The 20067-nt window shown below is 72.9% G+C and carries 19 protein-coding genes and 1 pseudogene; 15 read left to right on the top strand and 5 right to left on the bottom strand.

Features of this window, described 5'->3' with window-relative positions; all coding sequences use genetic code 11:
- The 7 genes and pseudogenes from EJF31_RS16580 to EJF31_RS22420 form a co-directional block, all read left to right on the top strand.
- Window positions 1-1068 carry a Gfo/Idh/MocA family protein gene (locus EJF31_RS16580; protein WP_125038237.1) on the top strand — a complete coding sequence of 356 codons (1068 nt, stop codon included), beginning with the start codon at window positions 1-3 and terminating at the stop codon, window positions 1066-1068.
- Window positions 1065-2066 carry an SDR family NAD(P)-dependent oxidoreductase gene (locus EJF31_RS16575; RefSeq protein ID WP_125038236.1) on the top strand — a complete coding sequence of 334 codons (1002 nt, stop codon included), beginning with the start codon at window positions 1065-1067 and terminating at the stop codon, window positions 2064-2066. The genes EJF31_RS16580 and EJF31_RS16575 overlap by 4 nt, the downstream gene beginning before the upstream one ends.
- A complete protein-coding gene (locus tag EJF31_RS16570; protein ID WP_125038235.1) occupies window positions 2063-3205 on the top strand; it encodes a DegT/DnrJ/EryC1/StrS aminotransferase family protein in 1143 nt (380 codons plus the stop codon). Before EJF31_RS16575 ends, EJF31_RS16570 begins: the two co-directional genes overlap by 4 nt.
- Complete coding sequence (locus EJF31_RS16565; protein WP_125038234.1) at window positions 3202-3864, top strand: NeuD/PglB/VioB family sugar acetyltransferase; 663 nt, start codon at window positions 3202-3204, stop codon at window positions 3862-3864. The genes EJF31_RS16570 and EJF31_RS16565 overlap by 4 nt, the downstream gene beginning before the upstream one ends.
- Window positions 3861-4973 (top strand): DegT/DnrJ/EryC1/StrS aminotransferase family protein, encoded by a 1113-nt coding sequence (locus EJF31_RS16560; protein WP_125038233.1) that lies wholly within the window; start codon window positions 3861-3863, stop codon window positions 4971-4973. The genes EJF31_RS16565 and EJF31_RS16560 overlap by 4 nt, the downstream gene beginning before the upstream one ends.
- Entirely contained in the window at window positions 4973-6082 is a 1110-nt protein-coding gene (locus tag EJF31_RS16555) for a glycosyltransferase family 2 protein (protein WP_260430937.1), read from the top strand. Before EJF31_RS16560 ends, EJF31_RS16555 begins: the two co-directional genes overlap by 1 nt.
- A pseudogene (locus tag EJF31_RS22420) lies at window positions 6079-7053 on the top strand (oligosaccharide flippase family protein); the annotation flags it as partial. The gene EJF31_RS16555 and the pseudogene EJF31_RS22420, both read left to right, overlap by 4 nt.
- Before the next feature lie 471 nt (window positions 7054-7524).
- Here EJF31_RS22420 and EJF31_RS22415 read toward each other — a convergent pair.
- Genes EJF31_RS22415 through EJF31_RS16535 form a run of 3 tightly spaced genes read right to left on the bottom strand, consistent with a single transcriptional unit; the run spans window position 7525 to window position 10764 of the window.
- The gene (locus EJF31_RS22415; protein WP_125038230.1) at window positions 7525-8688 is read right to left on the bottom strand and encodes a glycosyltransferase; all 1164 of its coding nucleotides are present in this window, start codon (window positions 8686-8688) and stop codon (window positions 7525-7527) included.
- Entirely contained in the window at window positions 8685-10034 is a 1350-nt protein-coding gene (locus tag EJF31_RS16540; RefSeq protein ID WP_125038229.1) for an O-antigen ligase, read from the bottom strand. The genes EJF31_RS22415 and EJF31_RS16540 overlap by 4 nt, the downstream gene beginning before the upstream one ends.
- 7 nt (window positions 10035-10041) lie before the next feature.
- Window positions 10042-10764, bottom strand: coding sequence for a hypothetical protein (locus tag EJF31_RS16535; RefSeq protein ID WP_125038228.1), 723 nt, complete (start codon window positions 10762-10764; stop codon window positions 10042-10044).
- A 187-nt stretch (window positions 10765-10951) separates the two neighbouring features.
- On the opposite strand from EJF31_RS16535, the gene EJF31_RS16530 reads away from it, so the two are divergent.
- Together EJF31_RS16530 and EJF31_RS16525 are read left to right on the top strand one after the other, a co-directional pair.
- On the top strand, window positions 10952-11653 hold the full coding sequence (locus EJF31_RS16530; RefSeq protein ID WP_125038227.1) for a hypothetical protein: 702 nt from the start codon (window positions 10952-10954) through the stop codon (window positions 11651-11653).
- 2 nt (window positions 11654-11655) lie between these two features.
- Complete coding sequence (locus EJF31_RS16525) at window positions 11656-12579, top strand: glycosyltransferase family 2 protein (protein WP_125038226.1); 924 nt, start codon at window positions 11656-11658, stop codon at window positions 12577-12579.
- 6 nt (window positions 12580-12585) lie between these two features.
- Here EJF31_RS16525 and EJF31_RS16520 read toward each other — a convergent pair whose 3' ends face one another.
- A complete protein-coding gene (locus EJF31_RS16520) occupies window positions 12586-13260 on the bottom strand; it encodes a polysaccharide deacetylase family protein (RefSeq protein WP_125038225.1) in 675 nt (224 codons plus the stop codon).
- A 107-nt stretch (window positions 13261-13367) separates the two neighbouring features.
- On the opposite strand from EJF31_RS16520, the gene EJF31_RS16515 reads away from it, so the two are divergent.
- Genes EJF31_RS16515 through EJF31_RS16490 form a run of 6 tightly spaced genes read left to right on the top strand, consistent with a single transcriptional unit; the run spans window position 13368 to window position 18998 of the window.
- Window positions 13368-14237: a hypothetical protein gene (locus EJF31_RS16515; RefSeq protein ID WP_125038224.1), complete on the top strand. Its 870-nt coding sequence runs from the start codon at window positions 13368-13370 to the stop codon at window positions 14235-14237.
- A 26-nt stretch (window positions 14238-14263) separates the two neighbouring features.
- Window positions 14264-15841, top strand: coding sequence for an acyl-CoA ligase (AMP-forming), exosortase A system-associated (locus EJF31_RS16510; protein WP_125038223.1), 1578 nt, complete (start codon window positions 14264-14266; stop codon window positions 15839-15841).
- Window positions 15838-17064 (top strand): pyridoxal-dependent decarboxylase, exosortase A system-associated, encoded by a 1227-nt coding sequence (locus EJF31_RS16505; protein ID WP_125038222.1) that lies wholly within the window; start codon window positions 15838-15840, stop codon window positions 17062-17064. Before EJF31_RS16510 ends, EJF31_RS16505 begins: the two co-directional genes overlap by 4 nt.
- A 33-nt stretch (window positions 17065-17097) precedes the next feature.
- Window positions 17098-17373, top strand: a complete 276-nt coding sequence (locus EJF31_RS16500; protein WP_125038221.1) for an acyl carrier protein — start codon at window positions 17098-17100, stop codon at window positions 17371-17373.
- A gap of 1 nt (window position 17374) precedes the next feature.
- Entirely contained in the window at window positions 17375-18292 is a 918-nt protein-coding gene (locus EJF31_RS16495) for a hypothetical protein (RefSeq protein WP_125038220.1), read from the top strand.
- 22 nt (window positions 18293-18314) lie between these two features.
- On the top strand, window positions 18315-18998 hold the full coding sequence (locus tag EJF31_RS16490; RefSeq protein WP_125038219.1) for a methyltransferase type 11: 684 nt from the start codon (window positions 18315-18317) through the stop codon (window positions 18996-18998).
- A 27-nt stretch (window positions 18999-19025) separates the two neighbouring features.
- Here EJF31_RS16490 and EJF31_RS16485 read toward each other — a convergent pair whose 3' ends face one another.
- Window positions 19026-19946 carry a hypothetical protein gene (locus EJF31_RS16485; protein WP_125038218.1) on the bottom strand — a complete coding sequence of 307 codons (921 nt, stop codon included), beginning with the start codon at window positions 19944-19946 and terminating at the stop codon, window positions 19026-19028.
- Window positions 19947-20067 lie beyond the last annotated feature (121 nt).

The following is a 20067-nucleotide window of genomic DNA, read 5'->3' as shown; positions in this document are numbered from 1 at the left end:
ATGACAACAACACGACGGCTCGGGGTGGCCGTGGTCGGGGCGGGCTACTGGGGGCCCAACCTGGTCCGCAACTTCCGTGCGAGCGAGGAGTGGGAGCTGGTCGCGGTGTGCGACCGCGACCTGGAACGCGCCCGGCGCGTGGTCGGGGGCAGCCGCGAGGTGCTGGTGACGGGGGACCTGACCGATGTGCTCGCGCGCAGCGACGTCGACGCGGTCGCGATCGCGACCCCGGCCGGCACGCACGGCACGCTCGCGCTCTCGGCGCTGCGGGCGGGCAAGCACGTGCTGGTGGAGAAGCCGCTGGCCCACTCGAGCGCGGCGGCACGCCTGATGGTCACCGAGGCCCGGGCCCAGGGGCTGGTCCTGATGACGGACCACACCTACTGCTACACCCCGGCCGTGCTCCGGATGCGCGAGCTGATCGAGGCCGGCGAGCTGGGCGACGTGCTCTTCGTCGACTCCGTGCGGATCAACCTCGGGCTCGTCCAGCCCGACGTCGACGTCTTCTGGGACCTCGCGCCGCACGACCTGTCGATCCTCGACTTCATCCTCCCCGGCGGGCTGCGGCCCACCGGGGTCGCGGCCCAGGGCGCCGACCCGATCGCGGCCGGCAAGGCCTGCGTGGGCTACCTGACCCTGCCCCTGGCGGACGGCGCGATCGCGCACGTGCACGTCAACTGGCTCAGCCCCACCAAGATCCGCCAGATGGTGGTGGCCGGGACCCGGCGGACCCTCGTGTGGGACGACCTCAACCCCCAGCAGCGGCTCAGCGTCTACGACCGCGGCGTGGACCTGGTGCAGCAGTCGGTGGACGCCGCCGACCGTGACCAGAGCCAGATCTCCTACCGCCTCGGCGACACGTGGGCGCCGGCGCTGCCCGAGCGCGAGGCGCTCGGCGCGATGGTCACCGAGCTCGCGGCCAGCATCCGCGAAGGGCGGCGACCACGCACCGACGGGGCCGCGGGGCTGCGGGTGCTGTCCGTGCTCGAGGCGGTGGCCGCCAGCACCGCCGCCGGAGGCGCGCTCGTCGACGTCTCCACCACCGACTCGTGGCTGGAGCGGGTGTGAGCGGCCGGCTGGCCGGCGCGCATGTGCTGGTGACGGGCGGGGCCGGCACGATCGGCTCGACCCTGGTCGACCAGCTCGTCGAGGCCGGTGTCGACCACGTGACCGTGCTGGACAACTTCGTCCGCGGCCGCCACGTCAACCTCGACGGCGCGCGGGCCTCCGGCCGGGTCGACGTCATCGAGGGCGACATCCGCGACCGCGACCTGGTCCACGACCTCGTGCGCGGCAAGGACGTCGTGTTCCACCAGGCGGCGATCCGGATCACCCAGTGCGCCGAGGAGCCGCGCTTGGCCCTGGACGTCCTCGTCGGCGGCACCTTCAACGTCGTCGAGGCCGCCGTCGCGGGCGGTGTCTCCAAGCTGGTCGCCGCCTCCTCGGCCTCGGTCTACGGGATGGCCGAGGAGTTCCCCACGGGCGAGCGCCACCACCACCACAACGCCGACACGCTCTACGGCGCGGCCAAGTCGTTCAACGAGGGGCTGCTCCGCAGCTTCCGGGCCATGAACGGCCTGGACCACGTGCTGCTGCGCTACTTCAACGTCTACGGCCCGCGGATGGACGTGCACGGCCGCTACACCGAGGTGCTGGTCCGCTGGATGGAGCACATCGACGACGGCCTCGCACCGGTGATCTTCGGTGACGGCAGCCAGTCCATGGACCTCGTCTTCACCACCGACGTGGCCCGCGCCAACGTGCTCGCCGCCGAGTCCGACGTCGTCGAAGGCGCCTACAACGTGGGGAGCGGCACCGAGACGACCCTGGCCGAGCTGGCCGCGGCCCTGCTCCGGGTCATGGGGTCCAAGCTCCAGCCCGAGCACGCCGAGGCCCGTGCGGTCAACGACGTGTCGCGCCGGCTCGCCGACGTGACCGCCGCCCGCGCCGACCTCGGCTTCCAGTCCCAGGTGGGCCTCGAGGACGGGCTGCGGCAGCTGGTCGCGTGGTGGCGCCCGCTCCGCGGCGAGATCGCCGCCGGACGAGCCTTCGCGGGGCTGTCATGAGCCGGATCAACGTCATGCAGCCGTGGCTCGGCGAGGAGGAGATCGCCGCGGTCACCGAGGTCATCGCCTCCGGGTGGGTCGCCCAGGGCCCCCGCGTGGCCGAGTTCGAGGCGCGCTTCGGCCTCGCCGTCGGCTCGCCGTACGCCGTCGCCACGTCCAGCTGCACCACCGCCCTCCACCTCGCACTCGTCGTCGCCGGGATCGGGCCCGGTGACGACGTCCTCGTCCCGTCCTTCTCGTTCATCGCCACCGCCAACGCACCCACGTACGTCGGCGCGCGGCCCGTCTTCATCGACGTGGACGAGACCACCGGGAACGTGACCGCGGACGCGGTCCGGGCCGCCATCACCCCGCGCACGCGGGCCGTGATCGTCGTCGACCAGGGCGGCGTCCCGGTCGACCTGGACCCGATCCGCGCCGTCTGCGACCCCCGCGGGATCGTGGTGGTCGAGGACGCGGCCTGCGGCGCGGGATCGACGTACCAGGGCCGGCCGGTGGGTGCCGGCGCCGAGATCGCCTGCTGGTCCTTCCACCCGCGCAAGCTGCTGACGACCGGCGAGGGGGGGATGCTGACGACCACGCGCGCCGACTGGGCGGCCCGCGCGCGGCAGCTGCGCGAGCACGCGATGAGCATCTCCGCCGCGGCCCGGCACACGTCGGTGCTGCCGCCCGCCGAGGAGTACGCCGAGGTCGGGTTCAACTACCGGATGACCGACCTGCAGGCGGCCCTGGGGCTGGTCCAGCTGTCCCGGCTGCCCGAGATCGTCCGGCGGCGCCGCGAGCTCGCGGCCTGCTACACCGAGCAGCTGCGGGGGGTCCCCGGGCTGCGCTGCGTGGCCGACCCGCCCTGGGGGACCAGCAACTTCCAGTCGTTCTGGGTGGAGGTCCTGCCCGGTCACCCGGTCGGCCGGGACGGCCTCATGCGGCTGCTCGCCGAGGCCGACATCTCGGCCCGGCGCGGGATCATGGCGGCCCACCGGCAGCCGGCCTACGCCGACCGCGACTGCGGCTGGGGCGAGCTCCCGGTCACCGACCGGCTCTCCTCGAACACGCTGATCCTGCCGTTGTTCCACCAGCTCTCCCCGGTCGAGCACGCGCGCGTCGTCGAGGTCCTGCGCACCGCAGGGGTGCCGCGGTGAACGCGCAACCGGAGCTGGTGCTCGTCGGCGCGAGCGGGCTGGCCCGCGAGGTGCTGTCGGTCGAGCACGGCCGCGACGAGACCGGACGGGTCGTGGTCCTGGACGACGACCCGCTCACCTGGGGCGCCTGGGTGTCGGGCGCCTGCGTGGTCGGCGGGCTGGAGCGGCTGCTCTCCTTCGAGGAGGCCGCCGTCGTGGTGGCCGTCGGGAGCGGGGCAGCGCGGTCGGCGATCGTGCGCCGCCTGACCGCGATGGGCACGGGGACCGTCCGCTACGCGCGGGTCGTGCACCCCGATGTCGACGTTCCCCAGAGCTGCTCGGTGGGCGTCGGCAGCATCCTGCTCGCGGGGGTCGTCCTGACCGACTCGGTCACCGTCGGACGCCACGTCGTGCTGATGCCGAACGTGACCCTCACGCACGACTGCCGGGTCGCCGACTTCGCCACGATCAGCGCCGGTGTCGCGCTCGGCGGTGGGGTGCGGGTCGGTCACGGCGCCCGGATCGGCATGAACGCCTCCGTCCGCGAGGGGCTCAGCATCGGTGCCGGTGCGACGCTCGGGATGGGCTCGGTCCTGCTGGAGGACCTGCCCGCCGGGGAGACGTGGGTCGGTGTCCCGGCACGCCCGATGCCGGTCCGGACCGGAAGGCGGTCCGCATGAGGATCCCCCTGGTGGACCTCGCGTCCCAGCAGGTCGAGATCGCCGCCGAGGTGCGCGCCGGCCTGGACGACGTCTTCGCGAGCAGCGCCTTCATCGGAGGACCGCAGGTCGCCTGCTTCGAGCAGGAGTACGCCGGCTTCGTCGGCGTGCGGCACTGCGTCGGCGTGGCCAACGGCACCGACGCCCTCGAGCTCGCACTGCGGGTCGCCGGCGTGCGGCCCGGTGCCGAGGTGGTCCTGCCGGCCAACACGTTCGTCGCCACGGCCGAGGCCGTGTCGCGACTCGGCGCCGTGCCGGTGCTGGTGGACGTCGACGACGAGCACCTGCTCATCGACCCGGCGCAGGTCGAACGGGCGGTCACCCCTAGGACCCGGGCGATCGTGCCGGTGCACCTCTACGGCCAGGTCGCGCCGATGGAGCGTCTCGAGGCGATCGCGTCCGCCGCCGGCGTACCCATCGTCGAGGACGCCGCGCAGGCGCAGGGGGCCCGGCAGCACGGCCGCCCGGCCGGCGGGATCGGCCTGGTCGCCGCGACGAGCTTCTACCCCGGCAAGAACCTCGGCGCGGCCGGCGACGCGGGAGCCGTCACCACCGACGACCCCGACCTCGCGCGCCGGGTGCGGGTCCTGGCGGCCCACGGGTCGCCGCGCAAGTACGTCCACGACGAGATCGGGGTCAACTCCCGCCTCGACACGGTGCAGGCCGTCGTCCTGCGCGCCAAGCTCCGACGGCTGGCGCACTGGAACGAGGCACGCCGTCGGCTCGCCGCCCGCTACGGCGAGCTGCTCGCGGACGTGCCCGGGGTCCGGGTGCCCGTCGAGGCGCCGGGCAACACGCACGTCTGGCACCTCTACGTCGTCCGGGTCGAGGACCGGGACCGGGCGCTCGCCGCGCTCGCGGAGCACGGGGTCGACGCCGGCGTGCACTACCCGACGCCCGTGCACCTCACCGGCGCCTACGCCTGCCTGCGCCGGGGACCCGGCAGCTTCCCGGTCGCCGAGGCGGCCGCCGGGCGGTTGCTGTCGCTTCCGCTCCACCCGCACCTCACCGACGACCAGCAGGACCACGTGGTCGCGAGCCTGGCGCGTGCCCTCCACGGGACCGCGTGATGGTCGCCCCCGAGCTGGCGCTCGCGCTCTCCCGGAGCGGCGGGAGGGCGGTCCCCGTCGTGCCCCACGAGGACCTGGGCCGGGCCTCGGTCGTGATTCCGTGCTACCGCTACGGCCACTACCTCGCCGACGCGGTGCGGGCGGCGCTCGACCAGCCCGGGCTGGCGGTCGAGGTCATCGTGGTCGACGACGCATCCCCGGACGACAGCGGCGACGTCGCCGAGGACCTGGCCCGCGACGACGAGCGCATCTCCGTGATCCGGCACCGGACCAACCGGGGCCACATCGCGACGTACAACGACGGGCTGGAGGCGGCCGGGGGCGACTGGGTCGCGCTCGTGTCGGCGGACGACCTGCTGACCCCGGGGGCGCTGACGCGTGCCGCGGCCCTGATGGCGGAGCACCCGGGGGTCGGGTTCACCTACGGGCGGGCCCGGCACTTCGTCGGCCTGCCCCCGACGCCGCGCCTCGAGGCCAGCCACTGGGTGGTGTGGCCGGGGGAGGCGTGGCTCCGGGCTCGCTGCCGGACCGCGCACAACGTGATCGCGTCGCCCGAGGTGGTCGTGCGCGGGTCGGTGCTCCGCGCCGTCGGGGGCTACCGCGCCGACCTGCCCCACTCCGGCGACCTGGAGATGTGGATGCGGGTGGCCGCCGTCTCCGACGTGGGCTACGTCGTCGGCCCCGACCAGGCGCTCTACCGCCAGCACCAGGACAACATGCACGTCAGGACGTTCCGGGCCGATCAGCAGGAGGGTGCCGCGATCGACCTGCGCCACCGGTGGGCGGCGTTCCGGGCCGTCCTCGACGACGGTGGGCGACCGGTCCTCTCCGGATCGGGCCTCGGTGCGGTGGCCCGTCGGACCCTGGCCGCCGAGGCACTCGACCTCATCGTGAGCGCCCGGGCCCGGGGCCACGACGACCGGGTCGTGGACGACCTCGTCGAGCTGTGGCAGGAGCTGGTCCCGGCCCCCGTCGCCGGCCGGGGACGGACCCTGGCGCTGGGTGAGTGCTCGTCCCTCAGGTCGCGGTCAGCGTGGCTCCCGCGTGCGGCGCGCCACCGCCTGCGCAACCACTTGCGCTGGTGGCGGATGAACCAGGTTGGCGTATGACGGCGAAGTCGCCGCCGCCGATGGGCCGCCGGATGGCGCACGCGGCGCTGTGGACCAGCCTGAACTCGTTCGTGCTGCGACTCGCGCAGTTCGCCGTCGGTGTGGTGGTGGCCCGGCTCGTCGCACCCGAGCAGTTCGGGGTGTTCGCGGTCGCGCTGATCGTGCACGCCATCGTCAGCAACATCAGCGACCTCGGGGTGAGCGCGGCGATCGTCCGTGCCGACCGCAGCCTCGAGTCGATCGCCCCGACCGTCCTGACCATCGCGATCGCGTCGTCCGCGGTGCTCACGACGCTGATGTTCGTCGGAGCCCCCACGCTCGCGTCCAGCCTCGGGGCGCCGGAGGCGGCGTCGGCCATCCGCATCCTGTCCTTCACCGTGCTCGTGGGCGGGCTCACGTCGGTGCCGTACGGGATCCTCGTGCGGGACTTCCGGCAGGACAAGCGCTTCGTCGCGGACGTCCTCAACTTCACGGTCAGCACGGCGGCGGTGATCGTGCTGGCCGAACGCGGCTGGGGCGCCGACGGGCTCGCCTGGTCCCGCCTGGGCGGGCAGCTGGTCTCGTGCGTGGTGCTCGTCCTCATGATCACGCCGCGCTTCCGGCCGGGGTGGCGGCGCAGCGAGGCCCGTGCGGTCCTGCGCTACTGCCTGCCTCTCGCGGGCGCCAGTGTCGTCGCCTTCGCACTCACCAACGTGGACTCCATCATCGTCGGTCGCGAGCTCGGCCCCCTGTCCCTCGGCCTCTACGCCCTCGCCTACAACGTCGCCGGCTGGCCGGTCAGCGTCTTCGGCATGATGGTCAACGAGGTGGCGCTGCCCGCCTTTGCCCACGTACGCCGGGACCGCCGCAACCTGCCCGCCCGCCTGGCCTCGATCTTCGCGCTCGCCGCCGCCGTCGCGCTGCCGGTGAGCCTGGTCTGCCTCGTCCTGGCCGACTCGCTGGTGGTCTCCGTCTACGGCCCGACGTGGCACGCGGCGGCCCCCGTCCTCGCGGTCCTGGGGGTCTTCGGCTCGGTGCGCATCCTGATGACCGTCCTGACCATCTACCTCACGGCGGTGGGCGCGTCGCGCGCGGTGTTGGCCATCCAGCTGACGTGGATCGCCACCCTCGTGCCCGCCCTGCTGCTGGCCGTGCGCGCCGACGGCATCGTCGGAGCCGGCGTGGCGCAGCCGGTGGTGGCGCTCCTGGCCGTCTCCCCGTTGGCGCTGTGGTCGGTGCGCCGCCACGGCGGTGGACCGACCTGGCACCTCCTGCGCGCGTGCGCCCGGCCGGCCCTGGGGACCGGGCTCGTCGCCGTCGCGCTGCTGGGGGTGCGCGGGCTGACGGACCCGGGCTGGCGCCAGCTGGTCGCCGCCGGCTCCCTCTCGCTCGCGGTCTACGCCGCCTCCACCGGGCCCTGGATGCGTCGCCAGCTGCGCGACATCCGCCGGGCGTGGGACAGCTCAGAGACCGAGCACCTCGGCGAACTCGACGGCGCGGTGCTGCCAGCTGTGCCCGGCGGCGAAGCGCCGCCGGAGGCAGGCGGCCTCGGTGTCCCGGGGTTGGCTCGCCCTCCGCGCCACCGTGCGGCCGAAGTCGGCGGCCCGGTCGGCGACCTCCACGTGGGGTGAGGCCAGCCAGCGGATCGCCGGCAGGTCGGTCGCGACCACGGGGAGACCGGCCGCGAGGTACTCGAGCGTCTTGAGGGGGAAGCTGCCCTCGTTGAACGGGGAGTGCGTGTAGGGGACGATCCCGACGTCGGCATGCGCCAGCAGCGCGGGCAGGTCCTCGAACGCGCGCGGCCCCGTCCACTGGACGTCCGGGCGGGCGAGGAGCGCGTCGAACGCCGGGCTCGCGAAGCGCCCGCTCCTCGGCCCCACCAGCAACAACGAGACACCTGCCTCGACCACGGCCCGGAGGCAGGCGACGTCGAGCCGGTCGTTGAGGGTGCCCATGAGGAAGGCGATCGGGTGCGGCAGGTCGACGGCCGGGTCCGGAGCCGGCGGAGGCCCCCCGAAGAGCCCGGCGTCGCAGCCGAACGGGATCAGGTGGATCGCGCGGCCGGGGGCCTCGAGCGAGCCCGCGACCGTCGGGTTGGCCGCGATGATCGCGTCGGCCGCCGCGGCCAGGCGACGCTCCCCCCGGGCCAGGAGCCGCGGGCTCACCCCGACGAGGGGCCCCATGGCCACGAAGTCGTCCTGGGCCCAGTAGACCCGGTTCCCCGCCGGGACCCGGCCCATCGTCGGTGCCTGCACGTTCGCCTCGAGCTGGGCCCGGACCGTCCCGCCCGTGGTCCTGAGGGCCTGACGGACCTGGTGGGCCACGACGGCTCGGTTCACGTCGGCCACGCCGCGCTTGCTGCCCGCCGGCAGACCCTCGGGGGACAGCCGGACCACGCGATCGGCCACCTGCCGCACGTGCCCGCCGACCCGGGCTCCCCGCAGGCCGTGCATCCGCGCCCGCGCGACGACCGACAACGCGGGATCGACGTACAGCACCGGGGCGTGGGCGGAGAGCGCGACAGCGAGCTGGCGGTCGGCCATCCGGGTCTCGTCCCAGCTGTTGGCGGCCGTGAGCACGACGACGTCCTGGCCGGCCCAGATGCCGACGAGCGCAGGCGCGGTCACTGGTGCGCCCTCACCGGGACCAGGGGGATCTCCAGTGCCCGGGAGTGACGTGGCGGAGGCGCGTCGGGGGTCCGGGCGAGCCGCCACAGCGCACCGGACATGCCGACCACGAGGAAGAGCATCCCCGAACCCATCGGGAAGCTGAGGCCGTCGTAGGTCAGCATGCCCACGCCGGCCGACACCGTTGCGGCGGCGTAGGCCTGGCCGTGCTCGCGCGTGAACCGGTCGGGTGCGTGGAGCCGGGCCGCCCGACCGCACAGGACCGCCGCCCCGAGGACGCCGAGGAAGGCCAGCAGGCCGAGGACACCGACGTCCATCAGGAGCAGGAGGAACTGGTTGTCGAGGATGCGGTAGCTCGGGAGGAACGTGCCGAACCCCCGCCCGAGCCACGGGCTGCGGAGGAAGAACTCCTGCACGATCGCGTAGGAGTCGGTGCGCGACCGGAAGCTGTTGTCGTTGCCGGCGTCCCAGAAGAGCTTGAACATCGTGCCCGTCATCCCCGGGATGCTCAGGGCCACCACGGCCATCATGACGACCACGCCGCCGGCCGCGACGAGCTTGGTGCGGGGCGGCCAGACCAGCGCCAGCACGAACAAGCCGACCACGGCGCACAGGAGCGCGGACCGCGAGCCGCAGACGACGACGCCGAAGGCCAGCACGACCACGCTGGCCCACGAGCCCAGTGCCCGCTCGGGGAGTCGGGACCGGGCCCGGGCGATGGCGATCGGGAGGACCGTGGTGAGCACCGCGCCGAACTCGATGGGGTGCAGCGCGGTCCCGGACGGACGGGCGAAGCCGTTGCGGGACAGCAGGCCCCCGAGCGGGACGTTGGAGGTGAGGCCGGGGATCGTGATCGAGTGGATCAGCGGATCGTGGAGGACGAACTGGGCGATGCCGAGGAGGGCGAGGAGGGTCGCCACCACGACGATCCGTCCCGACATCGCCGCGAAACGGGCGAACGTGGGGATCCCGTCATTGGCCAGGAGGGCGATGCCGAGCCACGCGAGCAGGCTGACCAGGCCGATGTTGGCGGTGCTGACCTCGGCGGCGTCGATGGGGCGCGACATGGCGACGACGTAGCTCGCCATGAAGGCGAGGAACAGGAGGAGGAGGGAGATCCGGATCGGCTGCGACCTCCAGCCCAGCGGCTGGGTGCGCTGCACGTGGTAGAACGCCCACCAGCAGAGCCCCACGCAGGCCACGAGCTTGGCCGGACTCCCGGCGGCGCCCAAGGGGCCGACCACGAGGCGCGACTCGATGCCGACCAGGCACACGAGGAAGACGGTCAGGAAGGTCACGGCATCCAGGTGCTGCGGCAAGGACTTCTTGCGGTACTCCGCGGCCATGACCGGGTCAGTGCTGCCGGGAGGGACGCTGGACCGCTTCGCTGTGGACCCGCATCGCCGGCCGGGACGCCGGCCGGGCGGAGGGGCCGTCGTCGTACGGCGGCGAGGTCGCCGGCGGCAGGAGACCCTCGCGCCGCCTCGCCGCACGGGACGCCCGCCTGCGGATGAGGAGCCCGTCGATGGCCCCGACCGTGAGTCCGCTCCCGACCAGGAGGACCACGCCGAGGAGGCCCAGGATCCTGATCCGGGTCTTCTGGACGACGTCCGGCTTGTCGGTGTGCGCGACCAGGATCTCGGTGATCTGGTTGGCGGGCTTGATGTCCACGGCCTCCTGCAGCGCACGCAGGTTGTCGGGGATCCGGCTGAGCACCGACTCGAGCACACGATCGGCCGCGTCGGGGTACCTGCTCTTGGTGGTCACGACCAGGATCGGTGCGCTCGTGGCGAAGTCGGGCTCGATCTTGTAGGTCCCGCCGGGGGCCTCCTGCTTGATCTCCTTCGCGACGTCCTCCGAGCTCATCGAGCGGGTCAGGACGTCGGCCGACTGCTTGAGGCCACCCAGCCCGAGGTAGCGGTTCTGGTTGGGCAGCTCGGTGTTGACCGGCGGCACGAGCACCACAGAGGCCTTGGCCTCGTAGCTCGGCGGGATCTGGGTGAACGCGAAGAACCAGAGGCCGCCGGAGGCCAGCAGGAAGACCAGCAGGAGCGGCCAACGGCGCAGGCAGCTCATCAACACGTCACGTAGATACAACGTTCGGCCGTCCCCTCGTGTGGCCAGGCCCGCGCATTCCACAGGCCGCTCCCGATTCTTCTCTCGGCGCCAACTCTTCGTGCCGTTGTTCCGTCCGTCTCCCCAGCCTTGGGGACGTGCGGCCGGAGGCCCGAGGGGCCGCGGGGCCGCGAGGGATGGTGGGCGTGTGACGTCGACGGATGTGCTCCTCACACTGCTGCGGCGCTGGTACCTCGTGGTCCCTGGCCTGGTGCTGTCCGCCGTCTGCGCCGTCCTCGTGATGTCCCGACCGGGTGTCTACACGACCGAGGTGCAGGTGATCCTCGTCGGCCCGAAGGGGGCGTTGGCCGAGGGGACGTCGCTGGTCAGCCCCGAGGAGAGCCTCATCGCCATGGCCGGCCTGGTCGAGCGCGAGGTCAACGCGGGGGTCCCTCCGGAGGCGGCGACGAGCGAGGGGGTGCCCCTGGAGGGTCGCGGCGTGCGTGACGGGACGCTGATCTCGCTCCCCAACGCCGGCGGCCAGTGGAACTACAACTACGTCTCACCCATCCTGTCCGTCCAGGTGGTGGGGCCGACCCCGGACGACGTCGTGGCACGACGCACGTCGGCCGTCGCGCGGATCGACCGGACGCTCTACGACCTCCAGGCTGCCGACGGCATCGGGCCGTCCCGCATGATCTCGTCCCGCGTGGTCCCCCAGGATCCACCAGTGCTGCTCGCGAACGGTCGACCCACACGCGCGGCCGCCGGCATCCTGCTGATCGGTCTGGTCGTCGTCACGTCGCTGACCCTGCTGGCCGACCGGGCCCTGCTCGGCCGCCGGAGCCGCCGGAGCCGCCGGGTCGCCGTCGCGGCCACGGCCCGCAATGGGCGGCCGGTCAGGTCCTGACCATGAGTCCCGAGCGAGTCGCGGTGGTCGTGGTCAGCTTCAACAGCAGCGCCGTGCTGCCCGGCCTCGTGGAGTCACTGGACGCCGGCACGGCGGGCGTCCCCTACGAGCTGGTCGTCGCCGACAACGCCTCGACCGACGGCAGCGCCGACCTGGTCCGGCGGCTCGCCCCGGCAGCGACGGTGGTCGAGATGGGCCGCAACGCCGGGTACGCCGCGGGCATCAACGCCGCGGTCGCGGTCGCCGGGCCGCACACCGCCGTGCTGGCGCTGAACCCCGACGTGCGGCTGACGCCCGGGTGCGTCCCGACGCTGCTGGCCGCGCTGCGCGAGCCGGGCGTGGGGATCGTGGTTCCCCGGCTGCTGGACGCCGGTGGTGACGTCATCACCTCCATCCGCCGGGCACCCACCCTGCCGCGGGCATTCGGCGACGCGCTGATCGGCGCCTCGCGGGTGGGACGGGTCGGGGCGTTGGGGGAGGTCGTGACCGACCCGGCGCGATACCGGTCGGCGTCGGACATCGAGTGGGCCGAGGGGTCGACCCAGCTCATCAGCGCCCAGTGCTGGCAGCGCTGCGGGGGCTGGGACGAGTCGTTCTTCCTCTACTCCGAGGAGGTCGACTTCCACCTGCGCACCCGCGAGGCCGGGCTGCGTGTCCGGTACGTCCCCACCGCCACGGCGACGCACCTCGAGGGCGACTCGGGCACCTCGCCGCGGCTCTGGTCGCTCCTCGTGGCCAACCGGCTGCTGTTCTTCCGCCGTCGCAACGGTCTCGCGCCGACGACGTTCTTCTGGCTCGCACTCGTCCTCCGGGAGGGCACGCGTGCCCTCGTCGGCAGCCAGATCTCCCGGTCCGCCATCCGGGTCCTCTTCCGGCCCGCGATGCTGAGGGCGGAGCGGGGACCGAGGTGGCTGGAGCGGGTCTGACCTCGGTCAGCGGAGCCGCTTGACCCACCCCACGGCGGTGCGCTCGGCCCGGCGGGCGAACGAGGGCCGGGTGAGCATCTCCGTGTGGACGTTCTCGATCGTGTCGGTGTCCCGGAGGCTGAACCGTGGCTGGAGCCACGCGTCCGGGCGTGCCCACGCCCGGTCGCTCGTGTGCACGTGGCGGTAGCCGAGCGATCGCAGCTGGCGCAGCAGCCGCCGGTCGTAACGGCCCAGCGGGAGCGCCGCCTCGTCGATCGGGGTGCCGGTCACCTCGCGGAGATGATCGCGTGCCTCGACCAGCTCCCGCCGTCGGGTGACGTCGTCCATCCCGACCCAGGGACGGTGGTCCATCCCGTGGCTGCCGACGCCCATCCCCTCCGTGACCAGGGTCCGGACGTGGTCGCGCGACAGGCTTCCTGGCTCGTCCAGCCGGCCGGCGAGGACGAAGAAGGTGGCCTTCAGCCCGCGGGCGGTGAGCTCCGGCAGCGCCGTCTCGACGTCGGAGACGTTGCCGTCGTCGAAGGTGATCCGGACCGGTTGCGGCGTGCGGGGCATCGCGGCCACGCGATCCAGGACGGCGCGGAAGGTCTCCACGCCGATCCAGTAGCGGGCCTCCCCGGGCTCGAGGGTCCGCCGGGGCTCGCCGATGCCGTGGAAGCACAGGCCCGCTCGACCGGCCATCGCCACCCCCCAACACCAGCTTCGTGCGCTCGCAGCGCGCTCGGGGGGAGCGTAACAATCTCCGGGTTCGGCGGCCCGTGACCAGGCTCCCGCCGTACCGTGGCGCCATGCTGGCGCGCGGCACGACGGAGCTCGCCCCGATCGGGCGGGCCGATGTCGAACGCGTCGCGCAGTTCCTGCACGAGCACCTCAACCGCCGGGTGAGTCCCGAGGCCTGGGCGGCCGCGATGGTGCCACCCTGGACCTTCGAGGCTCCCAACCACGGCTTCCTCCTGCACGACGGGGGCGAGGTCGTGGGGGTCCACCTCGCCTTCTACTCCAGCCGGGTGATCGACGGGCAACAGCGGCTCTTCTGCAACCTGGGCGCGTGGTGCGTGCTGGACAGCCACCGGTCCCAGGGCCTTCGCCTGCTCCGCGCCCTCCTCGCCCAGCGCGAGTTCGACTTCACCGACCTCTCGCCGAGCGGCAACGTCGTGGCGCTCAACGAGCGGCTGGGCTTCACCCGGCTCGACACCGCCACCGCTGTGGTCCCCAACCTCGCCTGGCCGTCCCGGAGCAGCCGCGCCCGGGTGGTGACCCGGGCCGACGAGATCGAGGGCCTCCTCGACCCGCACGAGCGACAGCTGTTCCTGGACCACCGGGAGGCGGCAGCCGCCCACCACCTGGTCCTGGTGGCCGGCGGCGAGCACTGCTACGTGGTCGCGCGTCGGGACCGGCGCAAGAACCTGCCGCTCTTCGCATCCCTGCTGTACGTCGGCAACCCCGAGCTCCTGGCCGCCCACCCGATGCCGGTTCGGCGCTGCCTCCTGCTGCACCTCGGTGCACTCGCAACGCTCGCAGAACTCCGCATTGTGGGTATACGGCCGCGGTTGTCGGTCATGGTGCCGACACCGCGAGCCAAGATGTTCCGCAGCCGGGAACTGCGCCCGGAGTCGGTCGACTACCTGTACAGCGAGCTGGCCTGCGTGGCCTGGTGACGGAGAGCGGTGAAGGGCGAGGGGGCATGAGAACGCGGCTGCACGACCTCCTGATCGAGCAGGCGGGAACCGTGGGGTCCCGCCCTGCCGTGACGTTCAAGGAGGTCACGCTGGACCACGCCTCGCTGGCCGAGTCCGTGCTCGCCTTCGCGGGCGGGCTGAGCGGTCTCGGGCTGGCCCGCGGCGAGCGGGTCGCCATCGTGCTGGAGAAGCGGATCGAGACGGTCGTCGCCCTGCTCGGCACCTCCGCCGCGGACGGCGTGTTCGTGCCGGTGAACCCCATCCTGAAGGCGCCCCAGGTGTCCTACGTCCTCGCCGACTGCGACGTGACCGTCCTGGTCACCACCGAGCAGCGGTGGCTGCTGCTCGCCGAGCACCTGGCCGGGCTGCCCGCCCTGGCGCACGTGGTGCTCGTCGATGCCGCGCCCGACGGTCCCGGCCGCGCGGTGTCCGGGGACCGGGTGGCCGTCCACGACTTCGAGGAGCTGCTGCGGGGCGAGCGGCGGCGGCCGGCACACGGCGTCGACCTGGACATGGCGGCGATCCTCTACACCTCCGGCAGCACGGGGAGGCCCAAGGGCGTCGTGCTCAGCCACCGCAACCTCATCGTGGGCGCCGAGAGCGTGAGCCACTACCTCGGCAACGACGCCGACGACGTGATCCTGGCGGCACTGCCGTTCAGCTTCGACGCCGGCCTGAGCCAGCTGACCACGGCGCTGGCCGCGGGTGCGCACCTGGTGCTGATGAACTACCTCTTCCCCGGCGACGTGGTCCGGCTGTGCGAGCAGCACGGCGTCACCGGGCTCACCTGCGTCCCGCCGCTCTGGATCCAGCTGGCCGAGCACGCCTGGCCGCACGCGGCCGCGGCGCGGCTGCGCTACTTCGCCAACACCGGCGGACGCATGCCGCGGTCGACGCTGGAGAGGCTGCGCGGGATCTTCCCGCAGGCCGCGCCGTTCCTGATGTACGGCCTGACCGAGGCCTTCCGCTCGACCTACCTCGACCCGGCCGAGGTGGACCGTCGACCCGACTCCATCGGCCGCGCGATCCCCAACGCCGAGATCCTGGTCGTGCGCCCCGACGGCTCCCGCTGCGAGCCGGGCGAGGAGGGGGAGCTGGTGCACCGGGGACCGCTCGTCGCCCTGGGCTACTGGCAGGACGCCGAGCGCACCGCCGAGAGGTTCCGTCCGGTCCCGGGCGCCGATCAGCCCTGGCGGGCGCCCGAGCTGGCGGTCTGGTCGGGCGACACCGTGGTCGCCGACGAGGACGGGTTCCTCTACTTCGTGGGCCGCACCGACGACATGATCAAGACCTCGGGCTACCGGGTGAGCCCCACCGAGATCGAGGAGGCCGCCTACGAGACCGGGCTGGTCCGCGACGCCGTCGCCGTCGGCGTACCCGACGAGCGGCTCGGCCAGCGGGTCGTCCTCGTCGTGACGACGTCCGCCCCCGGGGGCCTCGACGTCGAGGCCGTCCAGCAGTCCCTTCGCCAGGCCCTGCCGCTGTTCATGGTGCCGGGGGAGGTCCAGGAGTGGGACGAGATGCCGCGCTCGGCGAACGGCAAGTTCGACCGCCCGCTGATCCGGGACAAGGTGACGCCGTGACGCCGGATCGCCACGCCGGCGCATTCGGGACCGCCGGCGGCGAGCTCGCCGTGGGTGGCGTCCCGCTGACGCGCCTGGCCGAGCGAGTGGGCTCGACGCCGTTCTTCGCCTACGACCGCCGCCTGATGACCGAGCGGGTCGGCCTCCTGCGCGACATGCTGCCCCCCGGCCTTGAACTGGGATACGCCGTGAAGGCGAACCCCATGCCGGCCGTGGTGCAGCACCTCGCCGGGCTGGTGGACTCCCTCGACGTGGCCTCGGCGGGGGAGATGCACGTGGCGCTGGACACCGGCATGCGGCCGGGCCAGGTGAGCTTCGCGGGCCCCGGCAAGACAGGGGCCGAGCTGTCCCAGGCGGTCGCCGCCGGCGTCATCGTCGAGATCGAGTCACTGGGTGAGGTCGGTCGTCTGCTGGCCGCCGGCGAGCGGCTCGGCGTCCGGCCGCGGGCCGCGGTCCGCGTCAACCCCGACTTCGCCGTCAAGGGCTCGGGCATGCGGATGGGAGGCGGCCCCCAGCAGTTCGGGGTGGACGTCGAGGCGGTCCCCGAGCTGCTGACCTGGATGTCGGAGCGGGACTTCGCGGTCGAGGGCTTCCACCTCTTCGCCGGGTCGCAGAACCTCCATGCCGAGATCCTCGTCGAGGCCCAGCAGCGCACGGTGGACCTGTTGCTCAAGCTCGCCGAGCAGACCGACGAGCCTCCGTCGTACCTCAACCTGGGTGGCGGGTTCGGCATCCCCTACGTCGAGGGCGACGAGCCCCTGGACCTCGAGCCGATCGGGCAGAACCTCGCGGAGCTGCTCGAGACCAGGATCCGGCCCGTGCTGCCCGACGTGCGCACCGTCATCGAGCTCGGACGCTTCCTCGTGGGCGAGAGCGGGGTCTACGTCACGCGGGTGGTGGACCGCAAGGAGTCGCGCGGCGAGCAGTACGCCGTCGTCGACGGCGGCCTGCACCACCAGCTCGCCGCCTCCGGCAACTTCGGCCAGGTGATCCGTCGCAACTACCCGCTCGTCGTGGGCAACCGGGTCACCGAGGAGCCCGTCGGGCCGGTGACCGTCGTGGGATGCCTGTGCACGCCGCTCGACCTGCTCGGCAAGCAAGTGTCGCTGCCGGCGGTCGAGGAGGGCGACCTGGTCGTGCTCTTCCAGGCCGGCGCCTACGGGCTCACGGCGAGTCCCACCGCGTTCCTGGGCCACCCGGCACCGCGGGAGGTGCTCGTCTGATGGCCCCACCCCAGACCCGACCGAGAGGCAGTCATGAGCGCTGAGGACCCCACGCTGGAAGGCGTCAAGGACGTGATCGTGTCGACCCTCGGGATCGAGGAGCGACGCGCCTCACTCGACGCCGCGACGACACTGTTCGGGGGCATCCCCGAGCTCGACTCGCTCGCCGTCGTCGAGCTGGCCGCGGCCCTGGAGGACCGGTTCGACCTCGTCATCGACGACGAGGAGTTCACCGGTGAGGTCTTCGACACCGTGGGCAGCCTCGCGACCTTCATCGACCACAAGCTCGCCGTGGGGCGCCAGGCCTGACGTGGACACGGATCTCGTGCGCTCGCGACCGGTGCTGCTGGCAGTGCCGGCCGTGCTGACGCTCGGAGTCGCGGTCGTGGTCCTCCTGGCCGTGCACTCATCCGGCTCCGACGGCCCGGCTGGCGCCGCGGCGACGGGCTTCGACCGGTCGGCCTGGCCGGGACCGGACAGCACCGGCGTTCCGGCGGGCACCGAGCTCACGCCGTACACCGGCCCCTGCGTGATCACCGAGCCCGGCACGGAGATCGACGCGAAGGAGGTGGCGTGCGACCTCGTGGTCCGGGCGCCGGGGGTGCACATCACCAACAGCACCACCCGGCGCATCGAGATCGGGGACCCACCCGCCTCCGTCGTGGTCGAGGACACCTCGATCGATGCGGGTGCCTGGGTCGGTGGGGCCGTCGCGTTCGGCTCGATGACGCTGCGCCGCGTCGACGTGCGGGGCGGCCAGCACAGCGTCCAGTGCTCGGGGACGTGCGTGGTCGAGGACTCCTGGCTGCACGCCCAGAGCCTGCCGCCGGACGAGCCCCGGCACCTCAACGCCTTCATCTCCAACGGCGGCAGCGACATGGTCCTGCGGCACAACGCGCTGTCCTGCGACCGCCGGGCCAACGCGGTCGACGGCGGGTGCACCGCCGACCTGTCGCTGTTCGGCGACTTCGGGCCGGTCACCGACGTGACCGTCGAGGACAACCTGTTCCTGGCCGGCCGGGGCGGCTACTGCGGCTCTTTCGGCGACAACCCCGAGAAGAAGTACGGGGAGGCCTCGACCGGGATCGTGGTCGTCGACAACGTCTTCGAGCGTGGCCCGACCGGCACGTGCGGCACGTACGGCGCGGCCACGAGCTTCCGCAGCGACGGCGAGGGAAACCGGTGGGCCGACAACACGTGGGACGACGGGTCGGTCCTGACGCCATGAGGTCTCGACGACAGGAGTGGACATGAGTGTCATCGCAGGGCTGGCGCCACGGCTGCGCAGCCGGTTCGTGGATGCGCCGACGTCGATCGGGGCACGCAAGCGAGCCGAGCGCTGGGCGTTGGTGCACCAGCTCTTCCCCGACCTCGCGACCCTGCGCGTCGTCGACCTGGGCGGCACCGTCGAGGCGTGGCGCCGGGCGCCGGTCCGCCCCGCCGACGTGACCGTGGTCAACCTCTTCGAGCCCGGCGAGTCCGACGAGCCGTGGCTGCACCCCGTGACCGGGGACGCCTGCGACGCGCGCGCCGCCCTGCGCAATGCGAGGGCCGGCACCGACTTCGACCTCGTGTTCTCGAACTCGCTCCTCGAGCACGTCGGCGGCCACGCCCAGCGCGCGGCGCTGGCTGCGGAGGTGCATGCCCTCGCGCCCCGGCACTGGGTGCAGACGCCCTACCGATACTTCCCGGTCGAGCCGCACTGGCTCTTCCCGATGCTCCAGTTCCTGCCGATCGCCGCACGCGCTCGGGTGTCGGCCGTGTGGCCGCTCGCCCACAGCCGCCCCGCGGACGCCGCCGCGGCGATGTCGGAGGTGCAGTGGACCGAGCTCGTGGGCGTCGCGGAGCTGCGGGCGTACTTCCCGCGCTCGGACATCCTTCGCGAGAAGGTCGCCGGCCTGACCAAGTCGATCACGGCCGTGGCCCGCGGCTGACCTGCCGCGGGCCAGGGACCGGGCGTGCTACGGGCGGACGGCGCCCTTGTCGTTCCAGTGGTTGCCCGACCAGGTGTTCCCGGTGCCGCCGTCACGGAACGCGGTCACGGGACCGTAGACACCGCACTGCTTGTTGTGGCCGCGCTGGAACACGTTGTCGGTCACCGTGATGTAGGTCGGGTTGTCGCCGTACGGCTTGTTCGGGTCGTGGCCGCCGTAGAGGCAGTAGGAGTTGCTGACGTTGTTCGCCGCGAAGTAGTTGTGGTCGATCGTGACGTGGCTGATCGGGGAGAAGTCGCCGAAGAGCGACAGGTCGGCGGTGCACCCGCCGTCGGTGGAGTTGTAGCCCGACGTGCAGTGCAAGGTGTTGTGGCGGACCAGCATGTTGGTGCCGCCGTTGGAGATGAAGGCGTTGTTGTGGAACCCCTGGCCGTCGGGATTCCACTGGCCGTGCAGCCACGAGTCGCGCACGGTGCAGTTGTCGTCGCAGTGGAACGTGTGCTGGCCGCCGGTGACGTTCACGCGTCGCGCGTGGATGTTGGAGCCCCAGATCGATCCGTCGGTGAAGTGGCCGCCCTTGACCCGGTCGTCGATCAACGTCACCGAGGACGAGCCGGCGCTGGTGGCGTCGACGCGGGGGAGCAGCGACTTGGTGATGATCACCTTCGGTGCGCGGATGAGGAGGGCGTCACACTTCGTCGTCGCATCGACGCGCGTGATGGTGCGCGTCGAGGTGATCGTGCACGGGCCCTTGTAGGTGCGCAGCGTCGTGCCGTCGGGGACGCCGGTGTTGTGGGGGCCGGGCCAACCTGCGGCCCGGGCAGTCGTGGGGGCGGCGCTCTGGAGGTCGGTGCTGCTGGCGGCGTCGGCGGACGGGCTGGCCAGCGCGAGCGCAGCGAGGGTCGAGGCGAGGGCGCTCAGGACGGCGACGAGGGAGGTGTGTTTCATGGGGGGCAACCTTCGGTGAGGACGTCGGGGCATGCCGGACAGGCTCAGGGACTGGGGTTGGGGACAGGGTCGGATGGCGCGCCGGGGCGGGTGGCGCTGGCGCAAGCGGCCGAGTTTAGGG

This window comes from Nocardioides sp. LS1, assembly GCF_003865225.1.
Classification (GTDB): Bacteria; Actinomycetota; Actinomycetes; order Propionibacteriales; family Nocardioidaceae; genus Nocardioides; species Nocardioides ginsengisegetis.
This window is presented reverse-complemented; position numbering and strand designations above follow the sequence as displayed.